This window comes from Cellulosimicrobium sp. 22598 (assembly GCF_052044445.1).
Lineage (GTDB): Bacteria > Actinomycetota > Actinomycetes > Actinomycetales > Cellulomonadaceae > Cellulosimicrobium > Cellulosimicrobium cellulans_G.
This window is the reverse complement of the sequence record NZ_JBQEMZ010000015.1, coordinates 103,926-121,057: the sequence shown is the minus strand read 5'-3', so window position 1 is coordinate 121,057 and position 17,132 is coordinate 103,926. Positions and strand designations below refer to the sequence as shown.

At 72.7% G+C, this 17,132-nt stretch carries 9 protein-coding genes; 5 read left to right on the top strand and 4 right to left on the bottom strand.

Going from position 1 to position 17,132, the window contains the following annotated elements:
• Window positions 1–138: 138 nt before the first annotated feature.
• Together glgB and ACTJIY_RS16045 are read right to left on the bottom strand one after the other, a co-directional pair.
• Window positions 139–2,370, bottom strand: coding sequence for a 1,4-alpha-glucan branching protein GlgB (gene glgB / locus ACTJIY_RS16050; RefSeq protein ID WP_440674645.1), 2,232 nt, complete (start codon window positions 2,368–2,370; stop codon window positions 139–141).
• A 98-nt stretch (window positions 2,371–2,468) separates the two neighbouring features.
• Entirely contained in the window at window positions 2,469–3,977 is a 1,509-nt protein-coding gene (locus ACTJIY_RS16045) for a glycosyl hydrolase (protein WP_440674644.1), read from the bottom strand.
• A 223-nt stretch (window positions 3,978–4,200) separates the two neighbouring features.
• Here ACTJIY_RS16045 and ACTJIY_RS16040 point away from each other — a divergent pair, with 223 nt between their 5' ends.
• From ACTJIY_RS16040 to ACTJIY_RS16030, 3 genes are all read left to right on the top strand, one after another.
• Window positions 4,201–7,644, top strand: coding sequence for a cellulase family glycosylhydrolase (locus tag ACTJIY_RS16040; protein ID WP_440674643.1), 3,444 nt, complete (start codon window positions 4,201–4,203; stop codon window positions 7,642–7,644).
• A gap of 163 nt (window positions 7,645–7,807) precedes the next feature.
• Window positions 7,808–8,431 (top strand): LysE family transporter, encoded by a 624-nt coding sequence (locus ACTJIY_RS16035; RefSeq protein WP_440674642.1) that lies wholly within the window; start codon window positions 7,808–7,810, stop codon window positions 8,429–8,431.
• Between the two features lie 155 nt (window positions 8,432–8,586).
• Window positions 8,587–9,216 (top strand): hypothetical protein, encoded by a 630-nt coding sequence (locus ACTJIY_RS16030; protein WP_440674641.1) that lies wholly within the window; start codon window positions 8,587–8,589, stop codon window positions 9,214–9,216.
• A gap of 212 nt (window positions 9,217–9,428) precedes the next feature.
• Here the strand turns inward: ACTJIY_RS16030 and ACTJIY_RS16025 are convergent, their stop codons facing one another.
• Together ACTJIY_RS16025 and ACTJIY_RS16020 are read right to left on the bottom strand one after the other, a co-directional pair.
• Window positions 9,429–12,977, bottom strand: a complete 3,549-nt coding sequence (locus ACTJIY_RS16025) for a glycosyl hydrolase (RefSeq protein WP_440674640.1) — start codon at window positions 12,975–12,977, stop codon at window positions 9,429–9,431.
• Window positions 12,978–13,256: 279 nt separating this feature from the next.
• A complete protein-coding gene (locus ACTJIY_RS16020; protein WP_440674639.1) occupies window positions 13,257–14,273 on the bottom strand; it encodes a LacI family DNA-binding transcriptional regulator in 1,017 nt (338 codons plus the stop codon).
• A gap of 165 nt (window positions 14,274–14,438) precedes the next feature.
• Between ACTJIY_RS16020 and ACTJIY_RS16015 the strand changes: the two genes are divergently transcribed.
• Both ACTJIY_RS16015 and ACTJIY_RS16010 read left to right on the top strand, forming a co-directional pair.
• Window positions 14,439–15,458 carry a LacI family DNA-binding transcriptional regulator gene (locus ACTJIY_RS16015; RefSeq protein WP_440674638.1) on the top strand — a complete coding sequence of 340 codons (1,020 nt, stop codon included), beginning with the start codon at window positions 14,439–14,441 and terminating at the stop codon, window positions 15,456–15,458.
• Between the two features lie 247 nt (window positions 15,459–15,705).
• On the top strand, window positions 15,706–17,016 hold the full coding sequence (locus tag ACTJIY_RS16010) for an ABC transporter substrate-binding protein (RefSeq protein ID WP_440674637.1): 1,311 nt from the start codon (window positions 15,706–15,708) through the stop codon (window positions 17,014–17,016).
• Window positions 17,017–17,132 lie beyond the last annotated feature (116 nt).

The window sequence follows — 17,132 nt, the reverse complement described above, 5'->3', positions numbered from 1 at the left end:
CCCCCCCCCCCCCCCCCCCCCCCCCCCCCCCCCCCCCCCCCCCCCCCCCCCCCCCCCCCCCCCCCCCCCCCCCCACCACCCAGGGTGACCAGACCTCTACGTCAGCAGACCAGACCTCTACCTCGGCAGACCAGACCTCTACCTCGGCGCCGGGACGAGGTACAGCGCGCCGAGCGGGGGCAGGCGCAGGGTCGCGGAGTGCGCGCGACCCTTCCACGGGACGGCCTCCGCCTCCACCTCGCCGAGGTTGCCGACGCCGGACCCGCCGTAGACCTCGGCGTCGGTGTTGAGCACCTCGCGCCACGCGCCGCCCGACGGCAGCGGGAGGCGGTAGCCCTCGTGCGGCGTCCCGGCGAAGTTCACGACGACGGCGACCTCGCTGCCGTCGCGCCCGCGGCGGACGTAGGCGAGGACGTTGTGGTCGGCGTCGTCGGCGTCGAGCCACTCGAAGCCGGCGGGGTCGTGGTCGAGCTCCCACAGGGCCGGGGTCGCGCGGTACAGCGCGTTGAGGTCGCGCACGGCGCGTTGCACGCCCTGCCGGCCCAGGTCGGCCGCGAGGCCGTCCCAGTCGAGGGAGCGGCCCTCGTTCCACTCGGAGTGCTGGCCGATCTCGCTGCCCATGAAGAGGAGCTGCTTGCCGGGGTGAGACCACTGGTACGCGAGGAACGCGCGCACGCCGGCGCGCTTCTGCCAGTCGTCGCCGGGCATCTTCCCGTAGAGCGAGCCCTTGCCGTGCACGACCTCGTCGTGGCTGATCGGCAGCACGAACTGCTCGGAGTAGGCGTAGACCATCGAGAACGTGATCTCGTGGTGGTGGTAGCGCCGGTTGATGGGCTCCTCGGCGACGTAGCGCAGGGAGTCGTTCATCCAGCCCATGTTCCACTTGAGCCCGAACCCGAGGCCGCCGGACGAGGTCGGCCGGGTCACGCCGGGCCAGGCCGTCGACTCCTCGGCGATCATCATGACGCCGGGCGTGCGGCGGTAGGCGGTCGCGTTGGCCTCCTGGAGGAACGCGATGGCCTCGAGGTTCTCGCGCCCGCCGTGCACGTTGGGGTGCCACTGGCCGGGGCCGCGCGAGTAGTCGAGGTAGAGCATCGACGCGACGGCGTCGACACGGAGCGCGTCGACGTGGAACTCCTCGAGCCAGTACGTCGCGTTGGCGACGAGGAAGTTGCGGACCTCGTTGCGCCCGAAGTCGAAGACGAACGTGCCCCAGTCGGGCTGCTCGCCGCGCAGCGGGTCGGCGTGCTCGTAGCAGGGCGTGCCGTCGAACCGGGCCAGCGCCCACTCGTCGCGCGGGAAGTGCGCGGGCACCCAGTCGACGACGACCCCGACGCCGGCCGCGTGCAGGCGGTCGACGAGGTACCGGAAGTCGTCGGGGTGGCCGAACCGTGAGGTGGGCGCGTAGTAGCCCGTGACCTGGTAGCCCCACGACCCGCCGAACGGGTGCTCGGCGACGGGCAGGAGCTCGACGTGCGTAAAGCCCTGCTCCACGACGTACGCGGTGAGCTGCTCGGCGAGGTCCCGGTACGACAGCCCCTGGCGCCACGACCCGAGGTGGACCTCGTAGATGCTGAGGGGTTGCGTGTGCGGGTCGCGGGCGGCGCGCTCGGCGAGCCACGCGTCGTCGGTCCACGCGAACTGCGAGTCGACCACGATGCTCGCCGTCGCGGGCGGCACCTCCGCGCCCTTGGCGAGGGGGTCGGCCTTCTGCCGCCACGAGCCGTCGGGACCGAGGATCTCGTACTTGTACCGCGCGCCCGCGCCGACGCCCGGGACGAACAGCTCCCAGACGCCGCTCGAGCCGAGCGAGCGCATCGGGTGCGTCGCGCCCCAGCCGTTGAAGTCGCCGATGACGCGGACCGCGCGCGCGTTGGGCGCCCACACGGCGAACGCGGTGCCGGTCGTGTCGCCGAGCGCGCTGGGGTACGTGCGCAGGTTGGCCCCCAGCACGCGCCACAGCTCCTCGTGCCGCCCCTCCCGGAGGAGGTGCAGGTCCACCTCGCCGAGCGTGGGCAGGAACCGGTAGGGATCGTCGGCGGTCGTGGCCTCGTGGCCGTAGCGCGCCCGCACGCGGTAGTCGGGGGCGTGCCGGGTGCCGTCCGCGTCCTGGTGCACCGGGACGACGGCGGCCCACACGCCGTCCTGCTCGTGCGCCGCCGCGTGCTCGCCGTCGGTCGTGACGACGACGACCTCGTCGGCGAGCGGACGCAGGACCCGGACGACGGCGCGCGCGTCGTCGGCGTCGGGCGCGAGGTGCGGGCCGAGCACGGCGTGCGGGTCGAACGTGCGGCCCGCGGCCGCGGCGGCGAGCGCGTCCGGCGGCACGACGACGGGGGGCGGGGTGGTGGAGTCGGCTGGCCCGGTCATGGGGCAACCTTTCCACGTCGGCTCGCCGCCCACCTGACAGGCTCGCCCGGCGATCGCGAGGGGGCGCTCACGACGGCCGGGCGAGCCGGACCGGGGAGTCAGGACGGCAGGGTCCACCGCTGGTTCGCGTTGCCCGTGCAGTCCCAGACCTGAAGCCGAGTCCCGTTCGCCGACGACTGGCCCGTGACGTCGAGGCACTTGTTCGCCTGCGGGTTGCGCAGGGACTGCGTCGCGGTCGAGTACACCCACTGCTGCGCGCCCGAGCCGTTGCAGTCCCAGATCTGGACCACCGTGCCGTTGGCCGTGCCCTGGCCCGCGACGTCGAGGCACCTGCCCGCGTTCGGGTTGCGGATCGTGCCGTCGGTGCGGAGCTCCCACGTCTGCGCGACGCCGGGCGCGCACGTGTAGAGCTGGACGGCGGTCCCGTTCGCGGTCCCGGAGGCGGCGACGTCGACGCACTTGCCGGCGAGCCCGACGATCGCGCCGGTCGCGGGGCCTGGGTCGGGGTTCGGTGTCCCGCCCCCGGCGCCGAGCTGCACCTCGCCCTGGTTGAGCACGCGCGGGTGGAAGTACGCCGCCTGGATCTCGGCGTTCGTGTTGCTCCCGCGCAGCTGCTCGGACCAGACCATGAAGTAGCTCCAGCGCGGCTGGGCAGTGAGGAGCGCGTCGTTCGGGACCTTCCCCATCTCGGCGATCGCGATGGGCTTGCTCCCGGCGATGGACTGGATCTGCTGGTAGTCCGACGTGCTGGGGTGGTTCTTGTACCAGACGTCGAGGCTCACGACGTCGACGTACGAGCTGCCGGGGTAGTAGCTCGCCCAGTTCGCGTTGGGGTTGTCCTGGACGTTCCAGACCCAGATGAGGTTGTCGAGGCCCTGGGAGTCGAAGTAGTCCTTCATCTGCTGGTAGATCTTGGCGCCGCCGTTGACCCCGGCGCGGCCGCCCCACCAGTTCCACGTCTCGTTCATCTCGTGGAACGGCCGCCACAGCACGGGCACGCCCGCGTCCCGGAGCTGACGCAGGTACGGCACGACCTCGGCCATGCGCTGGCGCCAGGTCTGGTTGAGCGCGGTGCCGCCCGTGACGACCTGCTCGAACTGGCTCTGGCTGATCTGCGTCTTGACGCCGCCCTCGAACTCGCACGTCGACGGTCCGGTGGGGGAGCACGCGTGCCACGTGAGGGCGACGAGCGAGCCGTTGGCCCACTCCGTCTTCGCCTGGTCGACGACGCGCTGCCGGTTCGCCTGGTCCTCGCCGCGGAACATCAGGTCGCCGCCCCACAGGCCCGGGTACTGGCCGGTGATGTCGCGGACCTGCTGCGTGTACTGACCGGGTGCCGAGGCCGGCTCCTTGTTGTGCTGGCCCGAGACGATCGAGGTCCCGGTGATGGACCGCAGGTAGTCGATCACCGCCTGCTTGTCGCGCGCCGGGAAGGCGTGCGCGGCAGGGGCCGTCGGGACGAGCGTGGCCACGAGCAGGGCCGCGACGCCCGCGGCGAGCGTGGCGAGGGCTCGTCGTGGGGTGCTCGGGCGGGCGGTCGTCGTCGCGTCGGGTCGAGGCCCGGATGCGTTGCCGGGTCTGCCGTGGGCTGGGGTGAGGTGTCGCATGCGTCCTCCGCGTCGTTGCGTGAGTGGTGCCTGACGGGCGGCAACGGTAGTACCGTGCCGACACGTCTGTCTACCGTTGTCATGAACCGCTTAATGCGTTGGTATCACTAGCCTCGGTCGTGAGAGCGATGTCATCGTGACAGCGTTGACATGCTGCGCCGCCACGATCTACGGTCGCCCTGCGTCGGGCGGCCGGCGCGCCACCGACGCGAAGGAGCGGACGATGACCCCACGACGACTGCGTGCGGCGAGGCCCAGCGCAGGCAACGCCGACACCCACCCAGGCCGACCGCACGCCGGACGTCGACCACCGGCCGGGCGCCGACCGCTCGGCCTGGCGACCGCCGTCGTGCTGGCGCTCGCAGGTACGGTCGTCCCCGTCGGCGCCGCCGCAGGCAGCGCGGACGGCAGCCCGGCCAGCACCGCCGCCGCCCCGACGAAGGAGATCCCCGCCGTGAGCGCACCCCTCGGCGAGAGCCGCAACACCTCGTTCGTCGAGCGCGACGGCACGCGTCTCGTCCTCGACGGCGAGACGTTCCGCTTCAGCGGGACGAACATCTACTGGCTCGGCCTCGACGAGAACGTCCCGCCCGGCGTGGTCGACCACCCGACGTTCTTCCGCATCCGCGACGCGCTCGACACGGCGTCGAACCTCGGCGTGACGGTCGTGCGCTCGCACATGCTCGCGTCCACGGGTACGCCGCTCGCGATCCTCCCGTCGAAGGAGGCGGGGTACGACGCCGACGCGTTCGCGAGCATCGACTACGCCGTCGCCTACGCCGCCTCGAAGGGCATCCGCCTCATCCTGCCGCTCACCGACGAGTGGGCGTACTACCACGGTGGGCACCGCGACTTCGGTGCGCCGTACGGGCTGTGCGCGCCGACGACGCCGCTCACGCCGTGCGCGGAGTTCTACTCCGACCCGCGCGTCGTCGCGGACTTCACGGACTACGTGTACCACGTCATGGACCACGTGAACCCGTACACCGGGCTCGCGCTCAAGGACGACCCGACGGTCCTCGCCTGGGAGCTGGGCAACGAGCTCGAGGGCATGACGCCCCAGTGGATCGAGCACGTCGCCACCGAGATCTCCGAGCGCGCGCCGCGCCAGCTCGTCGCGGCGGGCAAGCGGTTCGGCATCGACGACGACACGCTCGCCTCCCCGCTCGTCGACATCGTCGACGTGCACTACTACCCGCCGACGGCGAGCGGCGTCCGCGCGGACGCGGCCCGCGTCACCGACGCCGGGAAGGTGTACATCGCGGGCGAGTACGCCTCGACCGCCGCGACGCCCGAGCTGCTCGAGCCGCTCGCGGCCGAGCCCGACGTCACGGGCATGATGTTCTGGTCCCTCTTCGGGCACGACGACGCGTCCGGCCTCGTGCCGCACGACGACGGCTTCACGCTGCACTACCCGGGGACCGACGACCGCATGCGCGGCAACGTCGCGGCGATCCGCGACTTCTCGGTGGCGCTCGCGGGCGCCCCGGTCGCCGTCGAGGTGCAGCAGCCGCTCGTGACGGCGGTCGGCAGCACGTCCGGCTTCCACGAGGTGTCGTGGCGCGGGGCCGCGGGCGCGGCGACGTACCGGATCGAGCGCGCGGCGGTGTCCGACGGCGTCCCGAGCGGCGCGTTCGAGGTCGTCGCCGCGGGCCTCACGGACACCGGCGAGCCGCACCTCGACACGTCCGCGGGCGGCGACGCTGCCTACCGCGTGGTGCCGGTCGGCGCCGACGGCGCGGACGGCCCGGCCTCGGAGCCGGTCGTCGTGGCCGCGGGAGAGCGGGTCCTCGTCGACCCGCTCGAGACGCAGCGACCGCTCGTCGACCACGCCGGGCTGCGGGTCACGCCCGACGGCGACGCCGCGCTCCTCGGCCCGGCCGCCGACGGCGCCGCGCACGCGACGTGGACCCATGACGGCCTGACCGGGGCGGAGCTGCGCGTGCGTTCGACGAACCCCGCCGACGTCGCGGCGCTCGCCGTGGAGACCAGCGCCGACGGCGAGACGTGGGCCCCGGCGAGCACCGCCGTCGGGCCGGACGGGGACGGGCGCTTCCGCGTCGCCGTGTCCGCGGCGCAGGGCGAGCGCCTTCGCGTCACGTGGCCCGCGGGCGCGTCGGCACGGCTCGAGCGCGTCACGCTGCGCGGCGCTGCCGACCTGCCCGTGGTCGACGACGCGCTCGACGACCTGACGCGCGCGAGCGCCGAGGGGTCGGTCGGCGTCGACACCGGCAACCCGGACCTGTTCGGCGGGGACGCCGGGCGGGCGAAGCGCGACGCGCCCGGCGCGGCGGCGCTCGCGTGGGAGCGCGAGGGCCTCACGCGCCTCGAGGCGACGGGGTGGTACTGGCCCGACGCCGAGCCGGCCCACCTCGCGTTCGAGGCGCGGGTCGACGGCGCGTGGCAGGGCCTCGACGTCGCGGTCGTCGGCGCGCCCGGGACCGTGGGTGGCGCGTGGGGTCGCTTCGCGTACACCGCGTCCCTGCCTGCGGGGGCCGACGCCGTGCGCGTCGTCTGGCCCACGGACGTAGCACCCGAGTGGGCGCAGCAGCTCGGCCACGTGCGCCTGTTCGGCAGCGGAGGCGAGCTCGCCGCACCCGGCGCGTTCGCCGCCCTCGCTCCCGACGACGGCGCGCTCGCCTTGCGCGGCACGCCGACCCTGCGGTGGGAGCCGGCCGGGCAGGCCGCGACCTACCGCGTGACGCTCGCCCGGACCGACGCGCCCGGCACGCCGATCGTGTCTGCGGAGGTGCGCGGCACGAGCCTCGCGCCGGCCGTGGAGCTCGAGCCCGCGACGTCGTACGCGTGGCACGTCGAGGCCGTGAACGGGGCCGGGAGCACGGGCATGACGGGCGGGCCGCGGACCTTCGCGACCGACGCGCTGCCGACCGAGCCGATCGTCGTCGAGGACTACGAGGGCTTCGCCGACGACGCCGCGCTCACCGCCGCGCACCGCGCGAACAGCGGGGGAGACCCGATCACGTCGACGCTCGTCCCCGGCGCCGACGGCGGTCAGGCCATGCGCCTCGCGACGACGCTCGCGTCGTCCGGGTACGCGGGCGTGACCCGGACCTTCGACGCGCCGCAGTCGTGGTGGGGCTACGAGGGCCTCGACCTGTGGCTCGACCGCTCCGGCCTCGGAGCGGGGCAGAGCGTCACCGTACAGGTCGTCGCGGGCGGCCAGTTCTGGGAGACCGTGCTGCCCGAGGTCGGCCCGCGGCCCGCGGGGGTCGTGCACGTGCCGTTCGCGGACCTCGCGCTCCCGCCGTGGGCGGGCGGCGGTGGTCGCCCGGACCTGCAGTCGGTCACGGAGATCTCGTTCTACCTCGGGGGCGGCGGGACGGCGGTGCTCGTCGTCGACGACGTGCGGACCGCCGTCGCGGGACCGGGCGTGCCCGTGACCGTCGAGGCGTCCTCGCGGTGCCTCGCCGGCAAGGCGTACGTCGCCGTCCGGGCGACGAACGACGGCGACGCACCCGTCGCCGTGTCGCTCGGCACGCCGTACGAGAGCAAGGCCTTCGCGACCGTCGCGCCGGGGGCCAACGCGTACCAGTCGTTCGCCGTGCGCGCGACGTCCGTGGCCGCCGGGTCGGCCGTCGTCACCGTCGGGTCGGGCGGCGAGGCGGTCGAGGTCGACGCGCCGTACGCGGCGCTCGCCTGCGGCTGAGCGGTCGGACCGAACACCGGACCGGACGACGGCCCGCGCGACCCGGACGGGCCGCGCGGGCCGTCGTCGTGCCCGGGGCACACCGCTCTGGGTGCACGCTGCTCCGGGCACGCGGCGCGCTCGGGTGCTCGGCGACCGTCGGCGGGCGCCTATCCTGTCCGCCATGGCGTGGTCGGTCTGGACGACCCTGGCGGCCGCCGGGGTGCTCATCTCCCTCACGCCGGGCGCGGGAGCGGTCAACACGATGGCCAACTCGATCGGCGTCGGGTGGGCGCGGTCCATCTGGGGGATCCTCGGCCAGCAGCTCGCCCTCGTCGCGCACGTCGCGATCGTGGCGGCCGGAGTCGGCGTGCTCGTCGCAGGCTCGCCCGTCCTGTTCGACGTCGTCCGCTACGGCGGCGCCGCCTACCTCGTCTACCTCGGGATCCGGCAGTGGCGGTCGCGTCCGAGCGGCGACGACGGCGACGCCGTCGTTCGCGGCCCGGAGTCGCGGTGGTCCATGGTCCGGCGCGGGCTCCTCGTCAACCTCACGAACCCGAAGGCGATCGTCTTCTTCCTCGCGTTCATCCCGCAGTTCGTCCGGGCGGACCGCCCGCTGCTGCCGCAGTACGTCGTGCTCGGGGTGACGGTGGTCGTGATCGACGTCCTCGTCATGTGGTTCTTCTTCGCCACCGCGGCGACGGGGCTGCGACGACTGACCCGCAGCGACCGCGGGCAGCGCACCGTCAACCGGCTCTTCGGCGGACTCTTCGTCGGGGTCGGCGTCCTGCTCGCCGCCGTCCACTGAACCTCGGGACCGATGGGCCAGAGCCCAGCCGGTCGCTTCCTCCTGTCGACGGAGCGGATTTCGCCCGCCCGGGGGCTAGCGAGCAGCCGATCTCTTCCGCGACGGTTCTCTACGGGAACGTCGAGCCAGACGGGGTCGTACCGACAGAAGGGCGCGTGATGGCGCAGCATGAGCAGAAGAGCTCGGAACCGTCGGGGGAGGCCGTCGAGGACCAGGCCTTCCGCAAGGTGTTCAAGAGTCTGCGGAAGGTCGTCAGGGACTCGCGCAACACAGGGAGATGGCTGTTGGCGATCGCCGCTGTACTGAGCGTGCTGGTGGTCTCGCTGCTCTACCTGTCCACGAACAGTTCCATCGCCACGATCGAGAGACACCTGAACGCGCAGACAGACACCTTCGGTGTCTCGGCCCTCGTCTTCTACATGTCCGTGCGGGCGACTGCACTGGCTGCCTTCGCCGGCGCTGTGGTGTACGGGCTCTTCAACCTCGGGCGTGCGGCGTTCGATCAGAGCACGCGTTTCGAGAAGCGATACCTCGCGTCGCGACTGATGCACGGGATGCTCGAGCGACACGACGTGGGACAGGAGACGCGCAAGCCTTTGAGCACCGAGGAGGTGCTTCAGATCCTCGCGGAGTGGTCGAAGAGCGTGGACTCTGCATACACGAGCGTGAAGTTCGGGAAGAACATCAAGGGCCAGACGATCTACGTCGGACCCAACGGCTTCGAGTGGAGTGAGAAGGACCCGCCGTCGGCCGCCAAGAAGGACAGCACCCCAGAAGCGAAGTAACGGCGACTCGCGCGGTGCGGGGCGGTCGAGAGCACCATCCCTGTCCACTGCCATCGAGGCTGAGGCTGAGGCTGAGGCTGCGCAGCAGGGTGCGCCCACGCTGGCCCACGTGTGCGGGCGCAGGGCGGTGCTGGGCATGACCACGCCCCCGCCACCCGAGTGGGTGGCGGGGGCGTCGTGCGTCGGTGGACGACGTGCGGGAAGGTCGGACGCTACCCGCAGGTCGTGGCGTCGTACGGAGCGTCGATCGTCGTGACGTCACCGTCTCCCGCGGTGACAGTGACGGACGCGGACCCCGCCGGGAGCGCCGTCGCCCGCGACGCGAACGACTGGTAGGCGCTCGAGCCGGGCGTCACGGCCGAGAACGTCCTGGCGCCGTACGGCGTCGTGAGGGTGATACCCACCGGTCCGACGCCGTCGTTCGTCGCCCGGACCGCGACGTACGCCTTCCCGGCGAGGCAGCGCGCCGAGGCCTCGACGGAGACCGCCGAGGCGGCGTCGCGCGACTGCGCGAAGAGCCAGTCGAGGACGACCGGGTTCGCGTAGGTCGGGATCCACGACGAGTGCGGGTACGCCAGCCGGTCCGGCGTGCCCGTCGTGCCGGGCGAGTACGCGGTGTGAAGCACGTCGCTCCCGGCCGCGCGGGCCTCGTCCCACAGCGCCTGTGCCTGTGCCGCGGCCGCGTCGCGCGGGAGGTTGCCCGCCCACTCGTCGCGCGTGACGACCGCCCCTGCGCGCTCGAGGCCCTCGAGGGCGGTGAGGGTGAGGCCGTACGGCGCCGTCGGGTCGTCGATCGCGTGGTGCACCCAGACCGGCAGGTCGGTGATCCGCGCCGTGAGGTCGGCCGACTCGCCGCCCGCGACGAGCAGAGCTGCCGCGAAGAGATCGCCGTCCTCGGCGAGCAGCGGCCAGCTCGCGCGCGAGCCGCGCGAGAGCCCCGTGAGGTACACGCGGTCGGGGTCGACCGGGTAGCGGTCGACCAGGTCCTCGACCATCCCCACGAGCGCCTCGCGCCCGCTGGGCGTGAGCCAGTCCTGGTCGGGAGCGCGCTGGGGCGACAGGACGAAGGCCGGGTCGCTCGCCTGGCGCTCGGGCGCGGCGAACGCGACGGAGAGCTGGTTGCCGAGGAGCTGGACGGCGTTGTCGGTGCCGGTCTCGCCCGTGCCGTGGAGCGTGAGCACGAGCGGGTAGAGCGTGTCGTCGTCCGGCGCCTCGCGGTACGCGTGCGGCGTGAAGAGCCGGTACCGGAACGCGTCGCCCGGTCCGTCCCACACCCCGGCCTCGTACTCGTCGACGACGGGCGTGTCGACCCCCGACGCCTCGACCGGGCCGACGGATGCGGGCACGGTCGTCCCGCCGACGCTCACGTCGGCGACCTGCGTCACCGAGTACGCGGCGGCCAGGCCGTAGGTCTGCGTCGTCCCGGAGTAGAACGTCCCGGCCGCGTTGGCGTCGGACGTGTCGAGCTCGAGGACCACCCACTCGCCGGGTGCGGGCCCCTGCCCGGGCGAGACGGCGCCGTCGGGCCCTGCTGCCGTGAAGGCTCGGACCACGGTGCGCGGGCCGTCCGACGAGGTCTCCGGCGTCGGGCCGTCGAGATCGGCCCGCACGGCGAACGCCGCCGGGTCGAGCTCGCCCGCGGGCAGGGGCGCGGAGTAGCGCACCGCGAGCGCGGCGACCTCGTACCCGTGGGGGTTCACGACGCCGACGACGCGCGCGTCCGTGGCCGTCGGTGTCGCCGTGTTGTCACGCGTCGTGAACCGGGGCAGCCCCGCGGCGCCGATGCTGTGCCCGTAGAACGTCGCCATGGCCTGCGGCGTGTTGTAGTTCCATGTCCGCACACCCCACGGCATGGCGAGCGACCAGTCCGGCTGGGCGGCGATCTCGTCCTGCGTCGGGAAGACGAACGTCTCGCCGACGATCATCGGCTTGCCGTCGCGCTGCGCGATGCGCTGCGCCTGCTCGTAGTGCCGCGGCGCGTAGCCCTCGACGTCGTAGAAGTCGACGGACAGCACGTCGTAGTAGTCCGCGCCAGGGCTGAAGCTCGACCAGTCGTTGGCGTCGTACTCGGGCAGCCCGCCCTCGAGGCCCTCGTAGCGGTCGAACTTGGGATCGCCGTCGGCGAAGCCGTAGTCGTCGGGCAGGTCCTGGACGTTCCAGACCCACACGATGTTCGACAGCCCCTTCTCCTGCTCGAGGTAGTCGTGGACCATGCGGTACAGGCCGGCGCTGCCGTCGAGCCCGGGCCGCCCGCCCCACCAGAACACGTGCTGGTTCATCTCGTGGAACGGGCGCAGCATGACCGTCACGCCCGCGTCCTCGAGCGGCTGGAGCAGGCGCGCGTACTCGTCCAGGCGCAGCTTCCAGTTCTCGTTGAGAGCCGTGCCGTCGGTGAGCAGCTCGTCCCACTGGTCCTCGTAGAGGAACGAGTAGATCCGGTTGGGGCTCGGGAGCGTCTCGTGCGCCTGGTCGCCGCCCCAGCCGCCCTGCACCTCCTGGGCCACGGTGTACTGCGGCGGCGAGACGTGGAACATGATCTGCACCAGGTTCCCGGCGTCCCACTGACGGCGCACCTCGTCGACCATGTTCTCGCGGTAGGGGACCGTCTGGCCGGTGAGGAAGTCCGCGCTGTACAGCGCCGGGTAGACGCCGAACTCGTTCGCGACGCGCTGGTGCAGCACGTCGTTCGCCGCGGGGTTCGCGTACGACTGGTCGTGGTGCATCGCGGAGAGCATCCCGGTGCCCGTGATCGCGTCGAGGTAGTCGACGACGTCGACCGGCACGGGCAGGTCGGTCACCTCGATCTCGAGGTGCGTGTCGACGTCGACGGCGAACGTCGTGCCCGCGCCGCCGTCCTCGGCCGGGACGAAGAGGCGTACCTGGTGGAGGTCGACGCCGACCCGGCCCTCGGCGCGGAAGTCGCCCTTGGGTTCGGGCCGAGTCGCGTCGCGCAGGACCGCCTGGTCGTCGGACGTCCACGTCGCCTGGACGGCCCGTGCGCCGTCGGGGACGACGGCGTGCTCGGCGAGCAGCGTGAGGAGGTTCCCGGCGCCGTCGGTGCGCAGCTCCGTCACGGGGAACGTCACTTCCGGGACCGGCGGTGCGACGTCGAACAGCAGATCGATCTCGTCGACCACGATGGTGCCTCCCGTCCCCGCCCCGACCTGGTTGACGTAGAGCGCGAACGAGGTGATCCCGCTCGTGCGCAGGGTGCCGGTCCCGGACTTGGGGCGGAAGTCCTCGATCGGGACGCGCACACGCTGCGCCTCCGTCGACGTCGGGTCGAACCCCGCGACGTCGTTCAGGTGCGCCTCGAACGACGCGCCGTCGGAGAGCTGCAGCAGCACGTCCTGACCGGGCGTCCCGTTCGTGATCCACAGCTCGACCGCCTGCAGGCCGGGCCAGTAGCCGTCGACCGCGCGCGAGCGACCCGAGTAGCCGTTGGTGAACGCGTAGTCGAACCGCATCGCGCTCCCGAGGTCCTCGCCCTCGGCGTCGAACGGCGAGTCGACGAGCGTCGCCGTGTTCGTCCCGCCGTTCGTGTTGCGGGGGTACAGCGACGACAGCGCCGCGTCGTCGCCGTAGCCGTCGAAGTCGTCGAGACTCACCACGACGGGCTCGTCGTCGGGCGGGTCGGCGGCGGAGGACCCCGTTGCCGGACCAGGAGAGGACCACGCGGGCGTCGCCGCGAGTGTGACCGCCGTGAGGAGCGACAGCGCCGCTGCGGCGGCGGTGGTGCTCCGACGTGAGCGTCGGGACATGAGGACTCCTTCGTCCGAGGGGTGTGCTGACCCAGCGGACGCTAGGGCCCGAGCTCGTCGAATGTCAACGTTGACATCGGCTCGACGAGCAAGGAAGTTCATATTTGTCGGAGGGCACCGAATGGCCGGCGTGCACGGATGTCATCGTTGGCATGCTGTACCCAGACGCAAGGAGGGTGTGCGGACGTGAGGTGGCGCTCCCGAGGTTCTCACCTCGCGACCGTGGGCCTGACCCGGTGAGCAGTCTCCTGGGCCCCGTGATCTCGGGTGTCCGGGCCTCTAGCTCGACCGAGCGGGCGGACGCTCGCCGGAGCCGCGGGCGACGAGGCGGGTGGGGATGCGGACGTGGACCGGTGCGCCCTGCGGGTCGGCGAGCCGTTCGAGGACGCGGCGTGCGGCGGCGCGGCCGATCTCGCGGGTGTCGTAGGCGACGACGCTGAACCCGAAGGCGTCGGCGAGGTCGAAGTCGTCGAACCCGACGTACGCGAGGTCGTCGCGCGCGGGACCGAGCGCGCGGACGAGCGCCGCGCTCGCGCGGTTGTTGCCGGTGACGATCGCTGTCGGGGGGTCCGGCTGCTCGAGGACGTCCAGCACCGCGGCCTCGGTGGTCCGACCGCCGACGTCGTCGAGGCGCTCCCACGGCGACGGGTCCGTGACGCCCACCTCGCGCAGGGCGTCCCGGTACCCCGCGAGCCGTTCCGCGTGGGTGTACAGGTCCCCCGGGCTGCACACGAACGCGATGCGGCGGTGGCCGAGCCGCGTCAGCGCCCGGACCGCCTCCGCGGTCCCCTCCCGGTTGTCGAGGACGACCGAGTCGGCGAGGAGGTTGTGCGCGGGGCGGTCGATCGTCACGACGGGCGTACCGAGCCGGCGCTCGCCCTCGAGGTAGGACTGGTCCCGGGCGATCGGGACGAGGACGAGCGCGCGGACGCGCTGGGCGAGCAGCGTCCCGGCGACGCGCTCCTCCTCGGCGGGGTCGTCCTCGGTCGCCGTGAGGACCATCGTCAGACCGTGCTGCGCGAGCTCGCGCTCCATGCCGGCGGCGACCTGGAAGTAGAACGGGTTGGTGAGGTCGCCGAGCACGAAGCCGACGGCGGACGAGACCCCGCCGTGGCGGAGGTCGCGCGCGAGGAGGTTGGGTCGGAAGCTGAGACGTGCAGCGGCCTCCTCGATGCGCCGTCGGGTGTCGGGGGAGACGTTCGCGCTGCCGTCGTAGACCCGGGAGACGGTCTTGGCGCTCACCCCGGCGAGCCGCGCGACGTCGGCCAGAGTGGCTCGTTGCTGCGGCTTCTGCACGGGCCGACCCTAGCAGCGGGGACGGGGGCGGGTGGCCGGGCGCTGCGGCGTCCGGCCGGTCGTTGCGGCCGTGATCCGAAGGCTCGGCAGTTGACAGGTGAAGCGCTTCAGTGCAGCGTGTGGGCGACGGCACGGGGGCCGTCTCGACGACGAGGAGAGCGCACCATGGCCCGGATCACGATCGCGGACATCGCCCGGCGGGCAGGCGTGTCGACGGGTGCGGTGTCGTACGCGTTGAACAACCGGCCGGGGGTGTCGGCCGAGACGCGGTCGCGCATCCTCGGTGTCGCCGCCGAGCTGGGCTGGGAGCCGAGCTCGGCCGCGCGCTCGCTCTCGGGCGCGCGCACGGAGACCGTGGGCCTGGTGCTCGCGCGCGACCCCAGCACGCTCGGCTTCGAGTCGTTCTACATGCAGTTCATCGCGGGCATCGAGTCCGAGCTCGCCGCGCGCTCGTACGGCCTGCTGCTCCAGGTGGTCCCGGACCTCGACGCCGAGCTGCGCGCCTACCGCAAGTGGCGGGCCGCGCGCCGGGTCGACGGCGTCGTGACGGTCGACCTGCGCCTCGACGACCCGCGCGTGGCCTGGCTGTCCGAGCCGGACGCGATCCCCGCCGTCGTGGTGGGCGACCCGGCGCTCGCCGGGGACCTGACGAACGTCTGGACCGACGACGCCTCGGCGATGCGCGAGTCGGTCCGCTACCTGCACGCGGTGGGCCATCGGCGGATCGCGCGCGTCGCGGGCGTCACGAGCTTCGGTCACACGCACATCCGCGACGAGGCGTTCCGCGACGAGGTGGCGCGCCTCGGTGTGCGCGGGGAGATCGGGCGGACCGACTACACCGCCGACCAGGGGGCGAGCGCCACGCGCACGCTCCTCACGGGGCCGGAGCGGCCGACGGCGATCATCTACGACAACGACGTCATGGCCCTCGCGGGTCTCGGGGTGGCGAGCGAGCTGGGTGTCCGCGTGCCGTCGGACCTGTCGCTCATCGCCTGGGACGACTCGCCGCTGTGCCAGGCGACGTACCCCCGGCTGTCGGCCCTGAGCCACGACGTGACGAGCTTCGGCGCCCACGTCGCGAGGCGGTTGTTCGACCGCATCGACGGCCGGACGGGCGGGAGCTTCCTGGACTCGACGCCGACGCTGCGTCCCCGGGGTACCACCGCGCGCCGCGACGAGGGCTGACACCGGTCCGGGCGCCCCCGCCGCGCGCGGGTCCGTCCGAGGCCCCGGCGTGCCCGGGGTCCAGGCTCTCGTCGTCGTGACCCAACCGTGACCGACGGTCGTTGACTTACAGCAACTTAATCGCTTCACTCGTCCTCATCGACATCGGAGCTGATCATCCGGTGCACCAGACGGCCGAACGGCTTAAGCGCTGTATCCGCATCGGGGCGGCGCGCACTGTCAACGACGACGAGAATGAGAGATCGAGATGGCGAAGAGGCGCATCCTTGCCGCGAGCACGGCTGCGGCCGTGGTGCTCGTGCTGGGGGCCTGCTCCGGTGGCTCCACCGGCGGGGGCGATGGGGACGGCGACGGCCCGTCGGGGACGATCACCGTCCTGACCAACCGTACGGACATCGTCGACACCGTGCTCCAGGACTACGTGACCGAGTTCCAGAAGACCTACCCGGACGTCGACGTCGAGTTCGAGGCGGTGACGGACTACGAGGGCGACGTCTCGATCCGCCTGAACTCCGGTGACTACGGCGACGTGCTGCTCATCCCCAACACGGTCGACGCGGACCAGCTCTCCACGTTCTTCGAGCCGCTCGGGTCGGTCGACGAGCTCGGCTCCAGGTACCGCTTCATCCACGAGAAGGCGTACGACGGCCAGGTCTACGGCCTCGCGACCTTCGGGACCGCGATGGGCTACGTGCTCAACAAGCCGGTGTGGGAGAAGGCGGGGATCACCGAGCCGCCGGCGACGCCCGAGGAGTTCCTCGACGCTCTGCAGGCGATCAAGGACAGCTCGCCCGACACGATCCCGTACTACACCAACTACGCGGACGGCTGGCCGCTCACGCAGTGGCAGTCCAACCAGGGGTCGATCGACGGCCCGGAGGCGGTGAACCTGCGCACCGAGCAGGACGCGCCGTGGACGGAGGGCGAGGAGCAGTACGCGATCGACTCGCTCCTGTACGACGTCGTCGAGGCCGGGCTCTCCGAGCCCGACCCGACCACGACGAACTGGGAGGAGTCGAAGAACCTCATCGGGACCGGTCAGGTCGCGAGCATGGTGCTCGGCTCGTGGGCCGTGACGCAGATGCAGGACGCCGCCGAGGCGGCCGGGAACCCGCGCGAGGACATCGGCTTCTGGCCGATGCCGTGGCAGACGGACGGCGCGTTCCACTCGACCGTCGGCGCGGACTACAAGATCGCGGTCTCCAAGCACTCGGAGAACAAGGAGGCTGCCGAGGCATGGCTGTACTGGTTCCTCGACGAGTCCGGCTTCGCCGCGAGCCAGGGCGGCCTGGCCCCGCAGGTCGACGGTGAGGCGCCGGAGATCCTCGCCGACTTCGAGACGTTCGGGGTCGAGGAGGTCGAGATCGCCCCGGCGCCCCAGGGCGAGGAGAACCTGCTCGCGGACATCTACAACACCGCGGAGATCGACCTCAACGGCGACCAGTTCCGTCGGCAGTACGTCGACGTCGCCCGTGGCGCCGCCTCCGGGGACAAGGCGTCGTTCTTCGCCGACCTCAACGACCGCTGGGCGAAGGCCCGCGCCGAGGTCGTCGGCTGACGAGCCGGGCGGCCACGTGCCCGACGGCACGTGGCCGCCCTGCCCGGGGCGCGACCGCCCCGGGCGCGAGCCTCGCCGGACCCGGCGAGCGACGACCCAGCGAGCACGAACGAAGG